Origin of the sequence: Synechococcus sp. MU1642, assembly GCF_020514115.1 — a bacterium.
Classification (GTDB): domain Bacteria; phylum Cyanobacteriota; class Cyanobacteriia; order PCC-6307; family Cyanobiaceae; genus Parasynechococcus.
The window spans coordinates 1-16,377 of the sequence record NZ_VTKZ01000010.1 but is presented as its reverse complement, the minus strand read 5'-3'; the positions used below and the strand labels follow the sequence as shown (position 1 = coordinate 16,377).

The window sequence follows — 16,377 nt, the reverse complement described above, 5'->3', positions numbered from 1 at the left end:
GAGATCCAGGCAGCAAGTCAATGTGGGATTTGATGGCACCTAAAGCCCCCCCACAAACAGTCACTTTAGTGAACTCAGATCAACACGCAAGCACCGAGATCAAGATTCACATCTCAGGCCAAAAAATTGTCAAAAATGCAGCGCTCGACACATTGACTGTCTTTTCGTTCAAGGCAGAATTGCACCAACTGATGCATTCGGATGCATAGCAGGGACGCAGTTTTTCTCGACGAACTCTGCCCCAAATTGCGTGTCCGAAGATGGCGACAGTCCCTTCACACATTTACCGGTCAAAGTTGCATTTACTGCGGCAAACCTTCTGAATCAATAGATCACATTCACCCGCAGGCTAAAGGGGGGGCAAGCGTTACTGAAAACTGTGTACCGGCCTGTTTGTCTTGCAACGGCCGAAAATCTGACGCCGACGTTTTCGACTGGTACCGGCGACAGCGCTTCTATGACCCACGTCGCGCCATGGCGATTCGAGCCTGGATGGATGGTGACTTACGACTCGCCCTTCGCCTTCTGCAGTGGGCCCAACCGGATCACCCCATCAATGATCCCGACGAATTCCCGATCGCTGCTCAAGCCGCCTAAGTTTCACCAAACTCGGCAGACATCTGACGAGTGGTGCCTCTGACAAATGGAGGCCTGAACACCTGGGTCTTCAGGTGCCAGCACGATGGCACTGGCGAGCAGGGCAGCCGTCAGGATGGCTCGGAGCACAATGGCCCCGGAGCGGGAGCGATGGAGAAAGGACGACGTCACAACAGTACATTTGATCTAATACAGGTGTACTGATGCTTGCCGATCTTGTCAAGCGGTCGCAGCCGCTGGCGGCTGAGTCCAAGTTGCTGGTGCTGGGCGGCGGATACAGCGGACGTTGTCTAGCCGGCCTAGCCCTGGCCCTGGGAACACCAGTGCTCTGCACCCGCCGCTCCCTCGACTCTGCCGAGGCTGATCTGCTCTTCGATAGCAACGGTCAAGAGCAGCTCGACCCGGCTGACCTGGAGGGCGTGACCCATCTGCTGTCCACCATCCCCCCGGATCACGAAGGCAACGATCCGGTCTTGTCAAAGCTGCTGCCAGCGCTCAGAAGCCTGCCGCTGCGTTGGGCGGGCTATCTCTCCACCACCGGGGTTTACGGCGATCGTCAGGGTGGTTGGGTGTCGGAGCAGGACGATCCAGCGCCGGCGCTGGACCGCAGCATGCGCCGCCTCAACTGCGAAAAAACTTGGTTGCGATCAGGTCTGCCGATCCAGATTCTGCGTCTGCCCGGCATTTATGGCCCAGGCCGATCGGTGCTCAACGGCTTAAAGCAAGGGCGTGCGCGCTTGATCGACAAGCCCGGCCAGGTGTTCTGTCGCATCCACGTGGAGGACATCGCCGGAGCCTGCTGGCACCTCATGCATCGCGCTGAGCAGGGAGCTCCAGCGACCATGCGAGACGGGACTGTGTTGAAAACAGCCGTAGTGAATGTGGTGGATGATCTCCCGGCTCCCACAGCCGAGCTGATGCGACATGCGGCAGCCCTATTGGGTTGTACCCTGCCGCCACTGGAGCCGTTCGCCCAGATCGTGGACAGCATGAGTCCGATGGCTCAGTCGTTCTGGAGCGAGAACCGCCGCGTCAGCAACCACAAGCTCTGCCACGAGCTCGGTTACGCGTTGCTGCATCCGAACTACCGCGTCGGGCTGCAGGATTGCTTGAACCAGGACAAACTCACTACATCTGACCTGCGTTCTCCCCCTCGATCAGCCAACGGTTGAAATCGAAGCCTCGTCTTCAGGCTGGGAAACCCTGACATCCTCAAGGAAACGGGAGAGGTTCAGTTCGATCCAGCCATTGCTCAAGCCAGAGGCCAAACCCACCAACAGTCACCCCAGCAGCAGCAAGCGCAGCACAGCGATGGGCCCCCACGATTCCACGAACCCTAGGCATGAGCTGGTGATCGCTCTTGGCGATCCCGCGGGCATCGGCATGGAAGTGGTGCTGAAGGCCCTCGCCTCACCCACGCTCCCCCCAGAGCTCCAACCCCTGCTGGTGTGTTGCCGACGCACGCTGATCAGCACCCACGCGCGACTGCGGCAGCAAACGAGCCACCCCCTTGCCGACCCTGCAGCACTCAGGATCGACGACCAACCGCTGGAGGCCGGTGTTCATCCAGGACAACCCACTACCAGCGGAGCCGATGCAGGGTTTCGCTGGCTCACCCGCGCCGTCGAACTGCTGCAGGAAAGGGGGTCCCGCGCCCTGGTCACCGCCCCCATCGCCAAACATCTCTGGCATGCGGCCGGCCATCGCTATCCCGGGCAGACCGAACGGCTGGCTGAATTGGCTGGACGACAGCGCTCCTCAATGCTGTTCACCGCCGTCTCTCCAACCAGCGGTTGGCGCCTGAATACCTTGCTGGCCACCACCCACATCCCCCTGAGCAAGATCCCTGATGCGCTGACCCCAGACCTGGTGCACCACAAACTGAACGTGCTGGAAGTCTTCTGTCGACGATTCACAACCAAACCACATCTGCGCATCGCCGGGCTCAATCCCCATGCCGGCGAAGCCGGTCAGCTGGGCCGCGAAGAAGCCGAATGGCTGCTGCCGCTACTGGATCAATGGCGAAAGGACCATCCTCAGGTGCAGCTGGAGGGCCCCGTTCCTCCAGACACCTGCTGGATCAGCGCTGCTCGGGCTTGGCAGACCCAAAACCAGCCAGGTCCTGACGGGATTTTGGCCCTGTATCACGACCAGGGGCTCATTCCAGTGAAGCTGCTGGCCTTCGACGCTGCGGTGAACACCACCTTGGAACTGCCGTTCCTACGCACCTCCCCCGACCACGGCACCGCCTTCGACATCGCAGCCGAAGGAATCGCCAGCCCTGAGAGCACGACTGCAGCGATTCAGGCCGCCTGGGACCTGAGCTGACTCAGGCCGGCTTGACTCGCATCAGCACCTGACCGAATTCAACGGGCGTGCCGTTGTCCACCAGGATCTCCACCACTTCACCGCCAACCTCCGACTCCAGCTCATTCATCAGCTTCATCGCCTCGAGGATGCAGACCGTCTGGCCGACATTGATCCGACTGCCCACTTCAACAAAAGAAGGTTCGCCAGGAGCGGGAGCACGGTAGAAGGTGCCCACCATGGGGGCCGTGACTTCAAGCAGGTCGCTGCGCGTTGCGGTGGATGCAGGCGGCGCAGATGCAGGCTCGGCGGGCACAACGGGAGCGGGCGCAGCAACGGGAGCGGGCATGACCGGAGCCATGACGGCCTGGGCCGGCATGTTGCGACGGATTTCCAGACGGAAATCATCCCCTTCCAACCGGAACTCCTGGATGTCGCTCTCACCGAGTGCCTCCAGCAAGCGGTGCAGTTGTTCGTGATCCAGCTGCATGGTCATCCGTTTTCGCGTCCGAGGTAACTGTCGTTGCGGGTATCCACTTTGATCTTTTCTCCCACAGAAAGAAAGAGCGGAACCATCACTTGTGCGCCGGTCTCCAGAATGGCGGGCTTGGTGCCACCCGTGGCGGTGTCGCCTTTGACACCAGGGTCAGTTTCTTTGATCTCCAGAACCACGGAGTTGGGAAGTTCAACCTCGAGGGGATTGTCATTCCAAGACACCACATTCACCTCCATGCCTTCCTTGAGGTACTTGCGGCTCTCTCCGATCTGGGCAGCGCTAAGGCGGGTCTCCTCGTAGGTGGCCATGTCCATAAAGACGTAGTCCTCACCTTCCATGTAGGTGTGCTGAAGAGAGGATTTCTCCAACATCGCCTGGGGAAGCATTTCCCCAGCGCGGAAGGTTTTCTCCACAACGTTGCCGGACTTCACGGCCTTGAGCTTGGTGCGCACGAAGGCAGATCCCTTGCCGGGCTTGACGTGCAAGAACTCGACAACGCGCCAAACGGCCCCATCGATCTCAATCGTGGTGCCGGTGCGGAAGTCGTTACTGGAGATCATTCCCACCGAACGGTTCACCGGACTATACGGCTGTGCCAAAGTCCCGTCAGCACTGGGGTTCCCCCTTGGTTCATCAGCGTTTAAGCGCCGTCCTTGCTGCTCTGATCAGCTTTGCTCTGATCACAATCGCCGCCCCTGCCTGGGCCGCCTTGCCCCAGGGCAATGCTGTGAAGGACCCAGCCGCGATTCTTCGGGACGCGCTTCCCTTCAATCAGGACGACATCAGGGAACTGCAGCATCGGCTGGAACTCACCAGTGACGATCTGCGGGCCAAACGCTGGACAGCTCTCGGCAAGACGGTGTCGCGCACTGAAGCACTGCTCAACACCCGCCGCAACACCATCCTGAACGCGGTCCCTGAAGCCAAGCGCGGTACGGCTGAAGCGCTGTTTGAGAGCGTGGATCAGGGGCTTGAAGAACTCAAAGAGAAAGTCAAAGCCACTGACAAACCAGGCTTCATCGCCGATCGACGCCGGACGTTGCGCTCCATCGGTGATGTGGAAGCTCTATTGGTGCCCGACGGCTTTGAACGGGAAATCCCCGCAGAGTTCGATGCCCTGCCACGGCTGCAGGGAAGAGCCACCCTCAGCGTGAGCACCACCCAGGGGGAGCTAATCTCCGTGGTGGATGGCTTCAACGCCCCACTCACCGCAGGTGCCTTCGTCGATCTCGCCCTTAAGGGTTTCTACGACGGACTGCCCTTCATCCGAGCCGAGGACTTCTACGTGCTCCAGAGCGGTGATCCTGAAGGGCCGGAAATTGGCTACGTGGATCCGAAGACCAAGCAGGAGCGCCACGTCCCCCTTGAGATACGCGTGCCGAGCGAAGACGACACTATTTACAACCAAACCTTTGAAGACGTAGGCCTGTTCATGGCCACACCAACCCTTCCGTTCGCAACCCTGGGCACCCTTGGCTGGGCCCATTCAGACCAGGACCTCGACGACGGATCCTCTCAGTTCTTCATGTTTCTCTACGAGGCGGAGCTCACCCCGGCTGGTCTGAACCTCGTGGATGGCCGCAATGCAGCTTTCGGCTACGTGGTGGATGGATTCGATGTTCTAGAGGAATTGGGCGTCGATGACCGGATCACCGCCGTGAAGGTGGTTGAGGGAGCGGAGCAACTCAAACCCCACGCATGAGCCCAACCCTGGCGGAGCTAACTGAAGCGGAGCTGCTCAGGCGGCTGGCTCGCTTCGCTCCGCCCAATCAGCTCAGTGACGACACCGCAGCCCTGGCCGCCGACGCCCGGCCGCTGTTGATCAACACCGACGTTCTCGTGGATGGCGTCCATTTCAGCGATGCCACCACAACGTCAATGGATGTGGGATGGCGTGCCGTTGCCGCCAACCTGTCCGACTTGGCCGCGAGTGGTGCTGTCGACATCGACGGGATCACCGTGGCCCTTGTCGCCCCAGGTCACACCAGTTGGGACTGGGTGGACGGGGTGTATCAAGGCATCAGTGCCGCCTTGGGGCGGTACGGCGGCGTTCTGCTGGGGGGTGACTGCTCCAAAGGAGAGCAAAGATTGCTCTCGATCACAGCGCTCGGCCGTCTCGGACCCCTGCGTCTGCATCGCAATGCAGCCCGCCCTGGCGATGTGCTGGTCACCAGTGGGCCCCATGGGCTCAGCCGAATGGGCCTCGCCCTGCTGCAGGACGACCCAAGCCTGCGTGACATCGCTTTGCGCTCAACCTTGCGGGACCAAGCGATCGCACGCCACCAACGACCGACACCTCGGCTGAAGGAAGTCCAACAGCTGCTGGCCTGCAAACCGAAGCATCTGCCCTGGCGGGCCGGAGGAACCGATAGCAGCGACGGACTGCTCGCTGCTATCGCAGGCCTTTGCAGCAGCAGCGGCTGTGGAGCGATGCTGCGGAACGATCAGCTTCCAACGGCCGAAGGCTGGCCTGATGGAGCTCCATGGATGGATTGGTGCCTCTCCGGAGGAGAGGACTTTGAGTTGGTGCTGAGCCTTCCCGAAGACTGGGCCGATGTCTGGCAGCAATGCGTCCCCGAAAGCCAGCGCATCGGCCAGATCAATACTGAAGCGGGCGTCATCCGCTGGGGCCACAACCACAAGCCAGTGGTCACAAGCGGATTTGAGCACTTCGGCCAGCCCTGAGCAGCCCAAAGCGACGGAGCCTGTGCAAAACAAATCCCCCCCAGGCCGGGAGGGATCAAAAAGGGCTATCAGCTGACGATCACTTCCAGTTCTTGGCCACCACCTCGGCAAGGTCAACAACACGCTGGCTGTAGCCCCACTCGTTGTCGTACCAGGCCAGGATCTTCACAGCCTTGTCGCCCATCGCATAGGTGAGGTCGGCATCGAAGATGGTGGACTCGTTGGTGCCGGCGTAGTCGGTGGACACCAGGGGCAGGTCGCTGTACTTGATGATCCCCTTCATGCCGTTCTCGGAAGCCGACTTGATCGCGGCCTTGATGTCGTCAACGCTGGCGCCACGGGACGGGCCGAAGGTGAGGTCAACAGCGGAGACGTTCGGGGTGGGAACGCGCATGGCGAAACCGGTGAGCTTGCCTTTCACCTCGGGATAAACAAGTGCCACAGCCTTGGCCGCACCGGTGGTGGTTGGGACCATGTTCAGGGCTGCAGCACGAGCGCGGCGCAGGTCACGGTGGCTGTTGTCCAGGATCCGCTGGTCGCCGGTGTAGCTGTGAATGGTGGTCATCAGACCCCAGTCGAGGCCGAAGTTCTGGTCCAGAACCTTGACGATCGGGGCAAGACAGTTGGTGGTGCAGCTGGCGTTGCTCAGAATGTCCCAGTCTTCGTGGCGGTACTGATCGTCGTTGACGCCCACCACGAATGTGCCGACGCCGTCACCCTTGCCAGGAGCGGTGAGGATCACCTTCTTGGCACCAGCCTGGATGTGCATGCTGGCCTTCTCATCGGTGTTGAAAACACCGGTGGACTCGATCACTAGGTCAACGCCCCACTCTTTCCAAGGGCAGTTGAGGGGGTTGCGGTCAGCAAAGAACTTGATCTCCTTGCCGTTGACGAACATCGAGCTGTCCGTGGTCTTGATGTCCACGGAGGGATCAAGGCGTCCAAGGATGGAGTCGTAGGTCAGCAGGTGAGCGCTGGTGGCGGGGTCGGAGGTGGAGTTCATCCCCACGATTTCCAAGCCAGTGTCAGCGCCCCGGCTGATCCATCCCCGCAAAACATTGCGACCGATCCGGCCGAATCCATTGATCGCAACGCGCAGGGTCATGGAAGAAGCGGCAAAGCCGCGCAGGGGTTTTGGCCGCCGATCATACAGAAATCAGCAGAAATACCTCGTTCGACCCTGCATCAATCAGCTCGATCCTGCCCTCCGCACGGCAGACAAGCAGCGGCAACTGACTTATCTTTCTCCAGACCGAAGCCTTACGTTGTCGCGCCTGCTCGATCGTCAGACACCAGTCCACTTCATCGGTGTCGGCGGAATTGGCATGTCGGCTTTGGCTCGGATTCTCGTTGACCGCGGTCACTCGGTCAGCGGCTCGGACCCGCGTGAAAATGCGACAACACAACAACTGAAGACCCTTGGGGTGAAGGTCTTCCGCCAGCAGGACGCAACCTGCATTGACGCTGTCTCAGCAGCGAAAGACGCTTGTTCACCGGTGGTGGTAATCAGCACAGCCATCCCCGAGAACAATCCCGAACTGCAGCGGGCCCGACAGCAGGGGCTGGAGATTTGGCATCGCTCCGATCTTCTGGCGGCTCTGATCGAGCAGCAACCCTCCATTGCCGTCGCCGGTAGCCACGGCAAGACCACCACCAGCACCTTGATCACCACCTTGCTGCTGGAGGCCGATCAAGACCCAACCGCTGTGATTGGAGGCATCGTTCCCAGCCTCGGCAGCAATGGTCACGCTGGCCAGGGGAAGCTGCTCGTGGCCGAGGCGGATGAATCCGATGGGTCCCTGGTGAAGTTCAGTCCAAGCCTGGGGGTGATCACCAACCTGGAGCTGGATCACACCGATCACTACTCCAGCCTCGACGACCTGATCTCCACCCTGCAACGGTTCGCAGGGGGTTGCGATCGCGTGCTGGCCAATCACGACTGCCCGATCCTGCAGGAACACTTCCAGCCAACGGCCTGGTGGTCCAACCAAAGCGCCGAATCCGTTGACTTCGCGGCCCTGCCCCTGAGCCTTGAAGGGGATCGCTGCATCGCCCGTTTTTACGAAGCCGGCCACCCCGTCGGTGACTTCACCCTGCCGATGGCAGGGCTGCACAACCTCAGCAACGCAACAGGCGCCATGGCCGCCTGCCGGATGGAAGGTCTCCCCTTTGACCAGTTGGTGGAGGGACTCGCTGGCCTGAAGGCACCGGGCCGCCGCTTCGATCTTCGGGGCACATGGAATGGCCGTCACATCGTTGATGACTACGCCCACCATCCCAGTGAGGTGAAGGCAACCCTGGACATGGCACGCCTGATGGTGAGCAGTGGTCGCAGCCCGCTCCCTACAGCACCAGAACGGCTCCTGGCGGTGTTCCAGCCGCACCGCTACAGCCGCACCCAGCAGTTCCTCGATGGCTTCGCCCAGGCCCTGCAGAACTGTGATCTGCTGCTGCTGGCTCCCGTCTATTCCGCTGGAGAGCATCCGCTGCAGGGCATCTGCAGCAACGCTCTGGCGGATCGGGTGCGCAGCCTGAAACCGGATCTTGAGATCGCCGTCGCAGATAACCTCGATCAACTCACCGACCTGGTAATCCAGCACAGCCGCGAGAACGATCTTGTTCTGGCCATGGGTGCTGGCGATGTGAATGGACTGTGGTCAAGGCTGACGTCATGACCCAGTGCGATGCCCGCCTGCCCCAGGCCGGAGTCAACCTGGCGGACTACACCACTTGGCGTGTTGGAGGAGCCGCCGAATGGCTTGCGGAACCCGCCAGCCTTGAGGAAACCCAGGCTTGGATCGAATGGGCCGCTCAACAGGGCATGCCCTGCCGCGTAATCGGAGCTGGGTCGAATCTGCTGATTCACGATGACGGCCTGCCCGGGCTATCGCTCTGTCTACGCAAACTTCAGGGGCTGCAGCTTGATGAAATCGCTGGGACCGTGGAGGTGCTCGCTGGCGAACCGATCCCATCACTGGCAAGACGCGTTGCACGCGCTGGTTTGCATGGTCTGGAGTGGTCGGTTGGCATCCCGGGAACCGCTGGCGGTGCTGCTGTGATGAATGCAGGAGCCCAGGGAGGCTGCACAGCGGAATGGTTGGAGTCGGTACGGGTCATGCCCCTGGAGGGGGGCGACTGCTTTGAGCTGCACAGGGATCAACTGGACTTCGCCTACCGGCACAGCCGTCTGCAAGATGGCAACCTCGTGGTGTTGTCCGCACGATTCCGCTTGGAGCCCGGTCACGATCCGGATGAACTGAAGCGGGTCACCAGCGCGAACCTCAGCCACCGCACTACCACGCAGCCCTATCAACAACCCAGCTGCGGCAGTGTCTTCCGCAATCCCGAACCGCTCAAGGCCGGACGGCTGATCGAAGAGCAGGGGCTGAAGGGAACCCGGATCGGCGGCGCTGAAATCTCAACCGTGCATGCCAATTTCATCGTCAACACCGGTCATGCCCAGGCGAAGGACATAGCCCAGCTAATCCACCTGGTGCAGGACCGCGTCGAAACCGAGCACGGAATCCGTCTGCACCCCGAAGTGAAGCGGCTAGGATTCGCTTCGGCGGCTTAACCTTCCGGCTCCCACAGGATCGCCATGGCAGGGTTCGGACTCCCCAATTTCGGCCAGCTCACCGAAGCCTTCAAGAAAGCCCAGGAGATTCAGCAGAACGCACAGGCACTGCAGGACGAACTGGATGGGATGGAGATCGAAGGCCAGAGCAGTGATGGGCGTGCCAGCGTTTGGCTGTCGGGCAACCAGCAACCCCTACGGGTGCGGTTGGACCCAGCCCTGCTGCAAGAGGGCCAACAGGCCAGCGAAATGGCAACCCTGGAAGCCCTGCAAGCAGCCTATGAGCAATCCACAGCCACGATGAAAGGCCGCATGGAAGAACTCACCGGTGGCCTGAACCTCAACCTCCCCGGGATGGGCGGCTGAGGCCGCTCTGCTCGATCAATGCGGCCTTGTAAAGGGCATAGCGTTCCCAGTCACTGGACACACCGCAGCCGGGCTCACCGCGATGCAAGCAGTCGCGGAACCGACAAGGCCAGGGATCAAGCTGCTGCCGGAGCTCCGGGAAAAGCACCCCCAATTCCTGGGGGTCATCTGGCAGATCTGGACGATTGAAGCCGGGGGTGTCAGCCACCCTCGCGCTCGGACCCAGGGGAAACAGCTCCACGTGGCGGGTGGTGTGGCGCCCGCGCTGCAGTCGACCGGACACCGCAGCAGTACGCAGTTGAAGATCAGGACGCAGCTGGTTCAGCAGGCTGCTCTTGCCCACCCCGGAAGGTCCACACAGCACAGACAGCTGCGCACCAGCCAAGCGCTGCCTCAGAGCGTCGATGCCTGTTCCAGCTTCACTCGAAAGCGCCAGCGGGTCATAACCCCACCCCTGCAACCGGGCCACAAGCCTGTCGAGCGCTGCGGCTGAGATGAGGTCTGTCTTGGTGAGCAGAAGGATCACCTCCAGCCCAGTCCGTTCCGCCGTCAAAAGGAAGCGACTGGCCTGATCAGGGTCAAAGCTGGGCTGTTCCACCGCTAACACCACAGCCACCAAGGAAACGTTGGCCACCGGTGGGCGTGTGAGAAAGCTTTGGCGTGGCTCTACGTCGGCCACCACAGCCCGCCCTTGGCCTGGATCAATCGCCTCGACGCAAACCCGATCGCCCACGTAAACGACTTCACCCCGATGGCTGAGCCGAGTGCGGCGTGTACAGAGCAGCCGGCCTGGACATCCGTCAGGTGCGGCATCCAGCTCAACCTCCAAGTAGTTGGCCTGGAGCGCCACCACCATCCCGGAAGCCGCCGAACTGCCGGTGTCAGCCACCGCAGATCACATTAATGGTGACGGAATCCGGCGTCTGATCAATGCACTCAACACGATGGCCTGCATCCCTCAGGCCTGGAAGCACCATGGCCTCAGGCTCCCCCCGATCGAGACAGACCTCCAGACAGTCACCGCGGCTCATCTGCTCGAGGGTGAGCTTGCAGCGAATGAAATTCACCGGACAGGGCGTTCCCCGCAGATCCAGGGAACTCCTGTTCATCCCTTCTGACCGAACAAGCGAGCGAACAGACCACTGTTGTGATGGTGGTGTTGCTTGCCGCGGGCGGAATGGTGACCCGCCAATTGCTCCAGCAGCTCACGCTCCACTTCGCTGATCCGCTTCGGCAAGTCCACGGTGACCGTCACGCGCTGATCACCCCGTGCCACAGGATTCCCGAGCTTGGGAATGCCCAGGTTCGGCAGGGTGAGCACCGTGCCGGGCTGTGTGCCGGCAGGGATATCCAGCTCCTTACTGCCGTCCACAGTTTCCACCTCGATGGTGTCGCCAAGAATCGCCTGGAGGTAGCTGACCTTGACCTCCGAAAAGATGTTCAGACCATCCCGCTGCAAGCGCGGGTGATTACGAACAGTTAGGAAGACGTAAAGGTCACCGGACGGGCCTCCTCGGGGTCCCGCGTTGCCTTCGCCAGTCACGCGAAGCCGTGTTCCGGTGTCTACCCCGGCTGGAATGTTGATCCGCAGCTTCTTACGCACCTGTTTGACACCCTGGCCACCACAGGACCCGCAGGGATCCGAAATCACCTGGCCAGTGCCTCCGCAGTTGGGGCACTCGGCGACCTGAGTGAAGCTGCCGAAGGGAGTCCGCGTGGCACGGCGTACCTGCCCGGCGCCGCCACAGGTGCCGCAGGTGGTGGGCCCACTTCCCGCTTTGGCACCGCTGCCGCCGCAGGTGTCGCAGGTCTCCAGATGCGGGATCTTGATCTCCTGCTCCTGACCGAACACCGCCTGCTCGAAATCGATCGTCAGGTCGTAACGAAGGTCATCCCCCTGCTGGGGGCCCTGACGCCGCGGCCGCCCACCCCCGGCACCGCCGGGTCCACCGAAGCCCTGGAAAAACGTCTCGAACAGATCAGAAAATCCGCCCATGTCGCCCATATCCGGAGCACCGGCCGCACCACCAAGACCGGCTTCACCGAACTGGTCGTAACGGGCCCGAGTCTGGGGATCACTGAGCACCTCGTAGGCGCGGCCAATTTCCTTGAAACGGTCTTCAGCGCCGGGATCCTTATTGATGTCGGGGTGGTACTGACGCGCCATGCGCCGATAAGCCTGCTTGAGGCTGTCGGGATCCACATCTCGACTGACGCCAAGCAGGTCGTAGAAGTCGGCCATCAGGCCTCCTCCGCCGTCTGATCCGGTGCTGCTTCAGCAGGCGCTGACGCTGGATCGGATGGACCTGGACCCATCGAGACCTTCACCATGGCGTGACGCAGCACACGACCATCGCGGTGGTAGCCGCGCTGAAGCTCCTCACACACCACATCCTCAGCGAACTCACTGCTTTCCTCCCGGAGCACGGCCTCATGCAGGTTCGGGTCGAACTCCTGACCGACCACCTCCATCCGGGCTACCCCCTGCTGCTTAAGCACCTCCACCAGTTGCTTGTAGAGACCCTGATAACTGCGATGCAGCGCCTGGGCTTCCTCACCTTCGGGATTGAGCTGCTGACGGGCCCGCTCGAAATTGTCAACGACAGGGAGAATCTCCGTGAGGGTCGAGCAGACCAGCTGCTGACGCATGTCGTCCTGGTCGCGGCTCTGCCGCTTGCGGAAGTTGTCGAAATCCGCCGCAATGCGCATGTACTGGCTGTTGAGCGTCTCGTGCTCCTGCTTCAGCGAGCTCAACTCCTGCTCAAGTTGCTGCATCCGCTCCGCCGGATCCACCGCTGCAGGAGCCTGTTCAGACGTCACCTCTGGCGCATCAGAAGCAGACTCCGGCGTGGCTGGAACAGCACCGGACTCAACGGTCTGGTCCTGCTCTGGGGTGGAGGCGTCGCCGCTCATGCTGACCGCTCAGGGATTGCTGTCTAGACATGTTGAAGGGCAACGCTTACCTCCCACAAGCTGCGGAAGCCCGCACCTCGGTCGCAACCCATGACTCAGACGCTGCTCACCCCCGATGCCGGCGACACGGCACGGCAGCGTTTCGCCCTTGAATTGCTGTTGCAGCAGTCGGTTCCGGGGCCTGAGCTGCTGCTGGCAAGTCGCAAACTGCTCAACAACGCTCTGCCGGAGGTGGGCCCAGATCAGTGGCGTTCGCTCCAGGCCATGCCGATCGCAGTCGGTGCTGACCACCTGGACATCGCGATCACCAGCCAATGGCGAGACCAGGAATGGCAACACCTAATCGATCAGCTGCCGGACCAACACCGCACGATCCGCCTGCACCCTGCCATCGAAGCGGATCTGCAGCGGACCTTGCATGCCGACGGGAACCCAGCGCCACCACGAGATTCGCCACAAGGTGCTGCCCGACATAGCTCTGAACATGCTGGCCATCGGCGGGGAAACCGGTGAGATGGACAAAATGCTCAGCAAGGTGGCGACTTCAACAAAGACGAAGTCGGCGCCATGGTCAAAGCACTCACATCGATGCTCGAGCCCGCGATGATCGTGGTGGTGGGCGGAATCGTGGGATCCATCCTGCTGGCGATGTATCTGCCGATTTTCACTGTGTTTGATCAGATCCAGTGAGCACTGCGGCAATGGCCTGGCCCGCCAACCAACCGCCGCTCCAGCAAGCCTGAAAGTTGAAACCGCCGGTCACCCCGTCCACATCCAGCAGTTCACCAGCCAGGTAAAGACCGGGACAGCGGCGGCTCTCCATTGTGACCAGGTTGACATCCCCCAAGGCGACACCGCCGGCGGTGACGAACTCCTCCCCGAACGGCCCACGTCCCTGGATCGACAGACCCTGCGCGCAGAGCAGCTCGACCAATCGACGCTCCGCCTTGATCGGCAGATCGGCCCAACGGCGTTCTAGCTCCACCCCAGCGATGGTCAAAAAGGCTTGCCACAACCGCCGCGGCAAGTGCTCGAATGGCTTTGCTGCTGAAAGGGTTCGCCGTGCCTGCTCCTGGCGCCACTGCTGCAGCCGCTGCCCCACCCCTTGACGACCCAGGCCTGCACTCCAGTCCACGTTCAGTTCACCCTGGTAACGGGTCTGATGCAGGGCACAAGCCGCAAAGGCTGAGAGCCGGAGCGTGGCCGGACCACTCAGACCGCGGTGGGTGATCAGCACCCGCCCGGTCTGACGGAAGCGCTGGTTGCCTAATTTCAGATCAAGGCCCACATCGTCGATGGCAATGCCACTGCAGGCCGTAAGGGCCGGTGCCTGCAGCGTGAGGCTGAACAGCGATGGCACCGGCGGCACCACGTGGTGACCAAGGGCTTCCGCCAGTTTTCGGCCACTGGGATGCCCCCCCGTGGCCAGCATCAAACAGCGCCCATGCAAAGGCTCCAAGCCGCGGCCCTCGAGCACAAACCCCCCCTCCGGGTGAACGCGCACCTGCTGGACCATGGCCTTCGTGCGCAGCTCTACACCTGAGGCCCTTGCCGCCCTCTGCAAGCACTGAATCACGACCTCAGAACGGTTCTGCTGCGGAAACATCCGTCCATCGGGTTCCTCCACCAGGGTGAGCCCGTGCTCGTCAAACCAGGCGATCGCATCGCCGCAGGCGAAGCGACTGAAAGGCCCCCGCAAGGGTCGACTGCCACGGGGGTAATGGGTTACCAGTTCACGGGGATCCCAACAGGCATGGGTCACATTGCAGCGACCGCCACCGCTGATACGTACCTTCTGGAGGGGCTCAGGGGTGCCTTCCAGCACCAGCACATGCCGAACCCCCTGCTCGGCTGCAGTGATTGCTGCCATGTACCCGGCAGGACCACCACCAACAACAATCAGATCAAGCGGGCTGGAAGCGGAGGGCGACACCGTTGTTGCAGTAGCGCTTGCCAGTGGGTCGTGGTCCGTCATTGAAAACGTGGCCCTGGTGCCCACCACAACGGCTGCAGTGGTATTCCGTGCGCGGCAGGATCAATTTGAAATCTACTTTCGTGGCGATGGCACCATCTAGGGGCTGCCAGAAGCTGGGCCAGCCGGTGCCGCTGTCGAATTTGGCCTCTGACGAAAACAACGCTGCATCACAACCGGCGCAGTGATAGGTACCGGAACGCTTCTCTCCATTAAGCGGACTCGTGAAGGGACGTTCCGTTCCCTCATTGCGCAACACGTCATAGGCCTGAGGAGACAAACGCTCACGCCACTGCTCGGGTTTGAGATCCCAAGAGGGATCACCAGCGTTGGACGCCGCCAACACAGGCTGAGGTCTCCAAAGACTGCCAAACACCCCTGCCATTGCTGCCAACAACAGCGATCGTCGGGACAGAACGGCGGCACTCAAGCTCATCGACGCTGAAGCAGGAATCACGGGCGGTTCTAATGGATTGATGACTGCCGCCGGATCCACCACTGCCTACCGCTTCAGTGTGGCGCCGATGCTGGATTGCACCGACCGCCATTTCAGGGTGCTGATGCGACAGATCAGCCGTAGAGCCCTGCTCTACAGCGAAATGGTGGTAGCCCAGGCGCTGCACCACAGCAAACGACGCAACAAGTTGCTGGATTTCGATCCGGTGGAACATCCCATCGCCCTGCAGGTTGGGGGAGACGATCCAGCCCTGCTGGCCGAGGCGGCACGACTGGCGCAGGACTGGGGGTACGACGAAATCAACCTCAATGTGGGTTGCCCCAGCCAGAAGGTGCAGGCCGGGAATTTCGGGGCTTGCCTCATGGCGGAACCGGATCTGGTCGCCCGCTGCGTGGAGGCCATGGTGAACGCAGGGGAACTCCCTGTGACTGTGAAACATCGGATCGGCATAGACGATCTCGACAGCGATAGCCTGCTTACGAACTTCGTGGATCGAGTGGCTCTGGCAGGGGCCAGCCGCTTCGCAGTTCACGCCCGTAAAGCCTGGCTAGAGGGCCTGGATCCCAAGCAGAACCGAACGATTCCTCCGCTGCAGCATGACCGAGTGGTGGCTCTTAAACAACGCCGCCCAGATCTGGTGATTGAACTCAACGGGGGGCTGGAATCCCCTGAAGACTGCCTTGAGGCACTGGAAGGGTGCGATGGCGCCATGGTGGGACGAGCTGCCTACAGCCATCCCCTGCGCTGGACCAGCATCGATGCCTTGATTTTCGGGGAGGAGTCACGCCAGATCCTGGCGTCAGAGGTTGTGGAGGGTCTACTTCCCCATGCAGAGGCTCATCTCGAACGAGGGGGCCGGCTGTGGGACCTCTGCCGTCACCTGGTGCAACTCGTGGAAGGTGTCCGTGGTGCAAGGCACTGGCGGCGGGAGCTGGGGGAGAAAGCCCAGCGCCCTGGTGCTGATCTGGATGTGTTGGTCCAAGCCGGACAGCAACTCAAGAACGCAGGAC

Annotated in this window: 19 protein-coding genes and 1 pseudogene; 11 read left to right on the top strand and 9 right to left on the bottom strand. The window is 61.4% G+C overall.

Going from position 1 to position 16,377, the window contains the following annotated elements:
- Positions 1-201 precede the first annotated feature (201 nt).
- From FZZ85_RS09710 to pdxA, 3 genes are all read left to right on the top strand, one after another.
- Positions 202-597: an HNH endonuclease gene (locus tag FZZ85_RS09710; protein WP_226414596.1), complete on the top strand. Its 396-nt coding sequence runs from the start codon at positions 202-204 to the stop codon at positions 595-597.
- Between the two features lie 203 nt (positions 598-800).
- Entirely contained in the window at positions 801-1,769 is a 969-nt protein-coding gene (locus tag FZZ85_RS09705) for an SDR family oxidoreductase (protein ID WP_226414593.1), read from the top strand.
- Between the two features lie 139 nt (positions 1,770-1,908).
- On the top strand, positions 1,909-2,925 hold the full coding sequence (pdxA, locus tag FZZ85_RS09700) for a 4-hydroxythreonine-4-phosphate dehydrogenase PdxA (RefSeq protein WP_226414712.1): 1,017 nt from the start codon (positions 1,909-1,911) through the stop codon (positions 2,923-2,925).
- Between the two features lies 1 nt (position 2,926).
- Here the strand turns inward: pdxA and accB are convergent, their stop codons facing one another.
- Entirely contained in the window at positions 2,927-3,400 is a 474-nt protein-coding gene (gene accB / locus FZZ85_RS09695; protein ID WP_226414591.1) for an acetyl-CoA carboxylase biotin carboxyl carrier protein, read from the bottom strand.
- Positions 3,397-3,960, bottom strand: a complete 564-nt coding sequence (gene efp / locus FZZ85_RS09690; RefSeq protein WP_226414710.1) for an elongation factor P — start codon at positions 3,958-3,960, stop codon at positions 3,397-3,399. The genes accB and efp overlap by 4 nt, the downstream gene beginning before the upstream one ends.
- Positions 3,961-3,992: 32 nt before the next feature.
- On the opposite strand from efp, the gene FZZ85_RS09685 reads away from it, so the two are divergent.
- Positions 3,993-5,102: a peptidylprolyl isomerase gene (locus FZZ85_RS09685; RefSeq protein ID WP_226414588.1), complete on the top strand. Its 1,110-nt coding sequence runs from the start codon at positions 3,993-3,995 to the stop codon at positions 5,100-5,102.
- Positions 5,099-6,085: a thiamine-phosphate kinase gene (thiL, locus tag FZZ85_RS09680; RefSeq protein ID WP_226414585.1), complete on the top strand. Its 987-nt coding sequence runs from the start codon at positions 5,099-5,101 to the stop codon at positions 6,083-6,085. The genes FZZ85_RS09685 and thiL overlap by 4 nt, the downstream gene beginning before the upstream one ends.
- Positions 6,086-6,164: 79 nt before the next feature.
- Here the strand turns inward: thiL and gap are convergent, their stop codons facing one another.
- A complete protein-coding gene (gap, locus tag FZZ85_RS09675) occupies positions 6,165-7,190 on the bottom strand; it encodes a type I glyceraldehyde-3-phosphate dehydrogenase (protein ID WP_226400533.1) in 1,026 nt (341 codons plus the stop codon).
- 160 nt (positions 7,191-7,350) lie between these two features.
- Here gap and murC point away from each other — a divergent pair, with 160 nt between their 5' ends.
- From murC to FZZ85_RS09660, 3 genes are read left to right on the top strand one after another with little or no spacing between them, the layout of a single operon-like run.
- Entirely contained in the window at positions 7,351-8,760 is a 1,410-nt protein-coding gene (murC, locus tag FZZ85_RS09670) for a UDP-N-acetylmuramate--L-alanine ligase (RefSeq protein WP_226414582.1), read from the top strand.
- Complete coding sequence (gene murB / locus FZZ85_RS09665; protein WP_226414579.1) at positions 8,757-9,659, top strand: UDP-N-acetylmuramate dehydrogenase; 903 nt, start codon at positions 8,757-8,759, stop codon at positions 9,657-9,659. The genes murC and murB overlap by 4 nt, the downstream gene beginning before the upstream one ends.
- Positions 9,660-9,683: 24 nt before the next feature.
- Positions 9,684-10,025, top strand: a complete 342-nt coding sequence (locus FZZ85_RS09660) for a YbaB/EbfC family nucleoid-associated protein (protein ID WP_226414576.1) — start codon at positions 9,684-9,686, stop codon at positions 10,023-10,025.
- On the opposite strand, the gene rsgA is transcribed toward FZZ85_RS09660, so the two are convergent.
- Genes rsgA through grpE form a run of 4 tightly spaced genes read right to left on the bottom strand, consistent with a single transcriptional unit; the run spans position 10,000 to position 12,938 of the window.
- Complete coding sequence (rsgA, locus tag FZZ85_RS09655) at positions 10,000-10,914, bottom strand: ribosome small subunit-dependent GTPase A (RefSeq protein ID WP_370631178.1); 915 nt, start codon at positions 10,912-10,914, stop codon at positions 10,000-10,002. The genes FZZ85_RS09660 and rsgA overlap by 26 nt on opposite strands.
- Entirely contained in the window at positions 10,907-11,134 is a 228-nt protein-coding gene (locus FZZ85_RS09650; RefSeq protein ID WP_226414573.1) for a sulfurtransferase TusA family protein, read from the bottom strand. Before FZZ85_RS09650 ends, rsgA begins: the two co-directional genes overlap by 8 nt.
- Entirely contained in the window at positions 11,131-12,267 is a 1,137-nt protein-coding gene (dnaJ, locus tag FZZ85_RS09645) for a molecular chaperone DnaJ (RefSeq protein ID WP_226414570.1), read from the bottom strand. The genes FZZ85_RS09650 and dnaJ overlap by 4 nt, the downstream gene beginning before the upstream one ends.
- Positions 12,267-12,938: a nucleotide exchange factor GrpE gene (gene grpE, locus FZZ85_RS09640; RefSeq protein WP_226414568.1), complete on the bottom strand. Its 672-nt coding sequence runs from the start codon at positions 12,936-12,938 to the stop codon at positions 12,267-12,269. The genes dnaJ and grpE overlap by 1 nt, the downstream gene beginning before the upstream one ends.
- Before the next feature lie 90 nt (positions 12,939-13,028).
- Between grpE and FZZ85_RS09635 the strand changes: the two genes are divergently transcribed.
- Together FZZ85_RS09635 and FZZ85_RS09630 are read left to right on the top strand one after the other, a co-directional pair.
- The gene (locus FZZ85_RS09635; RefSeq protein WP_226414566.1) at positions 13,029-13,451 is read left to right on the top strand and encodes a hypothetical protein; all 423 of its coding nucleotides are present in this window, start codon (positions 13,029-13,031) and stop codon (positions 13,449-13,451) included.
- Positions 13,390-13,628 (top strand): annotated as a pseudogene (locus tag FZZ85_RS09630) (type II secretion system F family protein); the annotation flags it as partial. The gene FZZ85_RS09635 and the pseudogene FZZ85_RS09630, both read left to right, overlap by 62 nt.
- On the opposite strand, the gene FZZ85_RS09625 reads toward FZZ85_RS09630, so the two are convergent.
- Positions 13,603-14,871 carry an NAD(P)/FAD-dependent oxidoreductase gene (locus FZZ85_RS09625; RefSeq protein WP_226414564.1) on the bottom strand — a complete coding sequence of 423 codons (1,269 nt, stop codon included), beginning with the start codon at positions 14,869-14,871 and terminating at the stop codon, positions 13,603-13,605. The pseudogene FZZ85_RS09630 and the gene FZZ85_RS09625 overlap by 26 nt on opposite strands.
- A complete protein-coding gene (msrB, locus tag FZZ85_RS09620; RefSeq protein WP_226414562.1) occupies positions 14,843-15,346 on the bottom strand; it encodes a peptide-methionine (R)-S-oxide reductase MsrB in 504 nt (167 codons plus the stop codon). Before msrB ends, FZZ85_RS09625 begins: the two co-directional genes overlap by 29 nt.
- A gap of 40 nt (positions 15,347-15,386) precedes the next feature.
- Between msrB and dusA the strand changes: the two genes are divergently transcribed.
- The coding region (dusA, locus tag FZZ85_RS09615) for a tRNA dihydrouridine(20/20a) synthase DusA (RefSeq protein ID WP_226414561.1) at positions 15,387-16,377 on the top strand (991 nt) is incomplete at its 3' end.

What these genes read in the sequence shown, in the direction of transcription:
- msrB (WP_226414562.1), bottom strand. Translation starts at nt 15,346, where the DNA reads ATGAGCTTGAGTGCCGCCGTTCTGTCCCGACGATCGCTGTTGTTGGCA.
- murB (WP_226414579.1), top strand. Translation starts at nt 8,757, where the DNA reads ATGACCCAGTGCGATGCCCGCCTGCCCCAGGCCGGAGTCAACCTGGCG.
- FZZ85_RS09660 (WP_226414576.1), top strand. Translation starts at nt 9,684, where the DNA reads ATGGCAGGGTTCGGACTCCCCAATTTCGGCCAGCTCACCGAAGCCTTC.
- gap (WP_226400533.1), bottom strand. Translation starts at nt 7,190, where the DNA reads ATGACCCTGCGCGTTGCGATCAATGGATTCGGCCGGATCGGTCGCAAT.
- dnaJ (WP_226414570.1), bottom strand. Translation starts at nt 12,267, where the DNA reads ATGGCCGACTTCTACGACCTGCTTGGCGTCAGTCGAGATGTGGATCCC.
- FZZ85_RS09635 (WP_226414566.1), top strand. Translation starts at nt 13,029, where the DNA reads ATGACTCAGACGCTGCTCACCCCCGATGCCGGCGACACGGCACGGCAG.
- grpE (WP_226414568.1), bottom strand. Translation starts at nt 12,938, where the DNA reads ATGAGCGGCGACGCCTCCACCCCAGAGCAGGACCAGACCGTTGAGTCC.
- thiL (WP_226414585.1), top strand. Translation starts at nt 5,099, where the DNA reads ATGAGCCCAACCCTGGCGGAGCTAACTGAAGCGGAGCTGCTCAGGCGG.
- FZZ85_RS09710 (WP_226414596.1), top strand. Translation starts at nt 202, where the DNA reads ATGCATAGCAGGGACGCAGTTTTTCTCGACGAACTCTGCCCCAAATTG.
- accB (WP_226414591.1), bottom strand. Translation starts at nt 3,400, where the DNA reads ATGACCATGCAGCTGGATCACGAACAACTGCACCGCTTGCTGGAGGCA.
- FZZ85_RS09650 (WP_226414573.1), bottom strand. Translation starts at nt 11,134, where the DNA reads ATGAACAGGAGTTCCCTGGATCTGCGGGGAACGCCCTGTCCGGTGAAT.
- FZZ85_RS09705 (WP_226414593.1), top strand. Translation starts at nt 801, where the DNA reads ATGCTTGCCGATCTTGTCAAGCGGTCGCAGCCGCTGGCGGCTGAGTCC.
- pdxA (WP_226414712.1), top strand. Translation starts at nt 1,909, where the DNA reads ATGGGCCCCCACGATTCCACGAACCCTAGGCATGAGCTGGTGATCGCT.
- efp (WP_226414710.1), bottom strand. Translation starts at nt 3,960, where the DNA reads ATGATCTCCAGTAACGACTTCCGCACCGGCACCACGATTGAGATCGAT.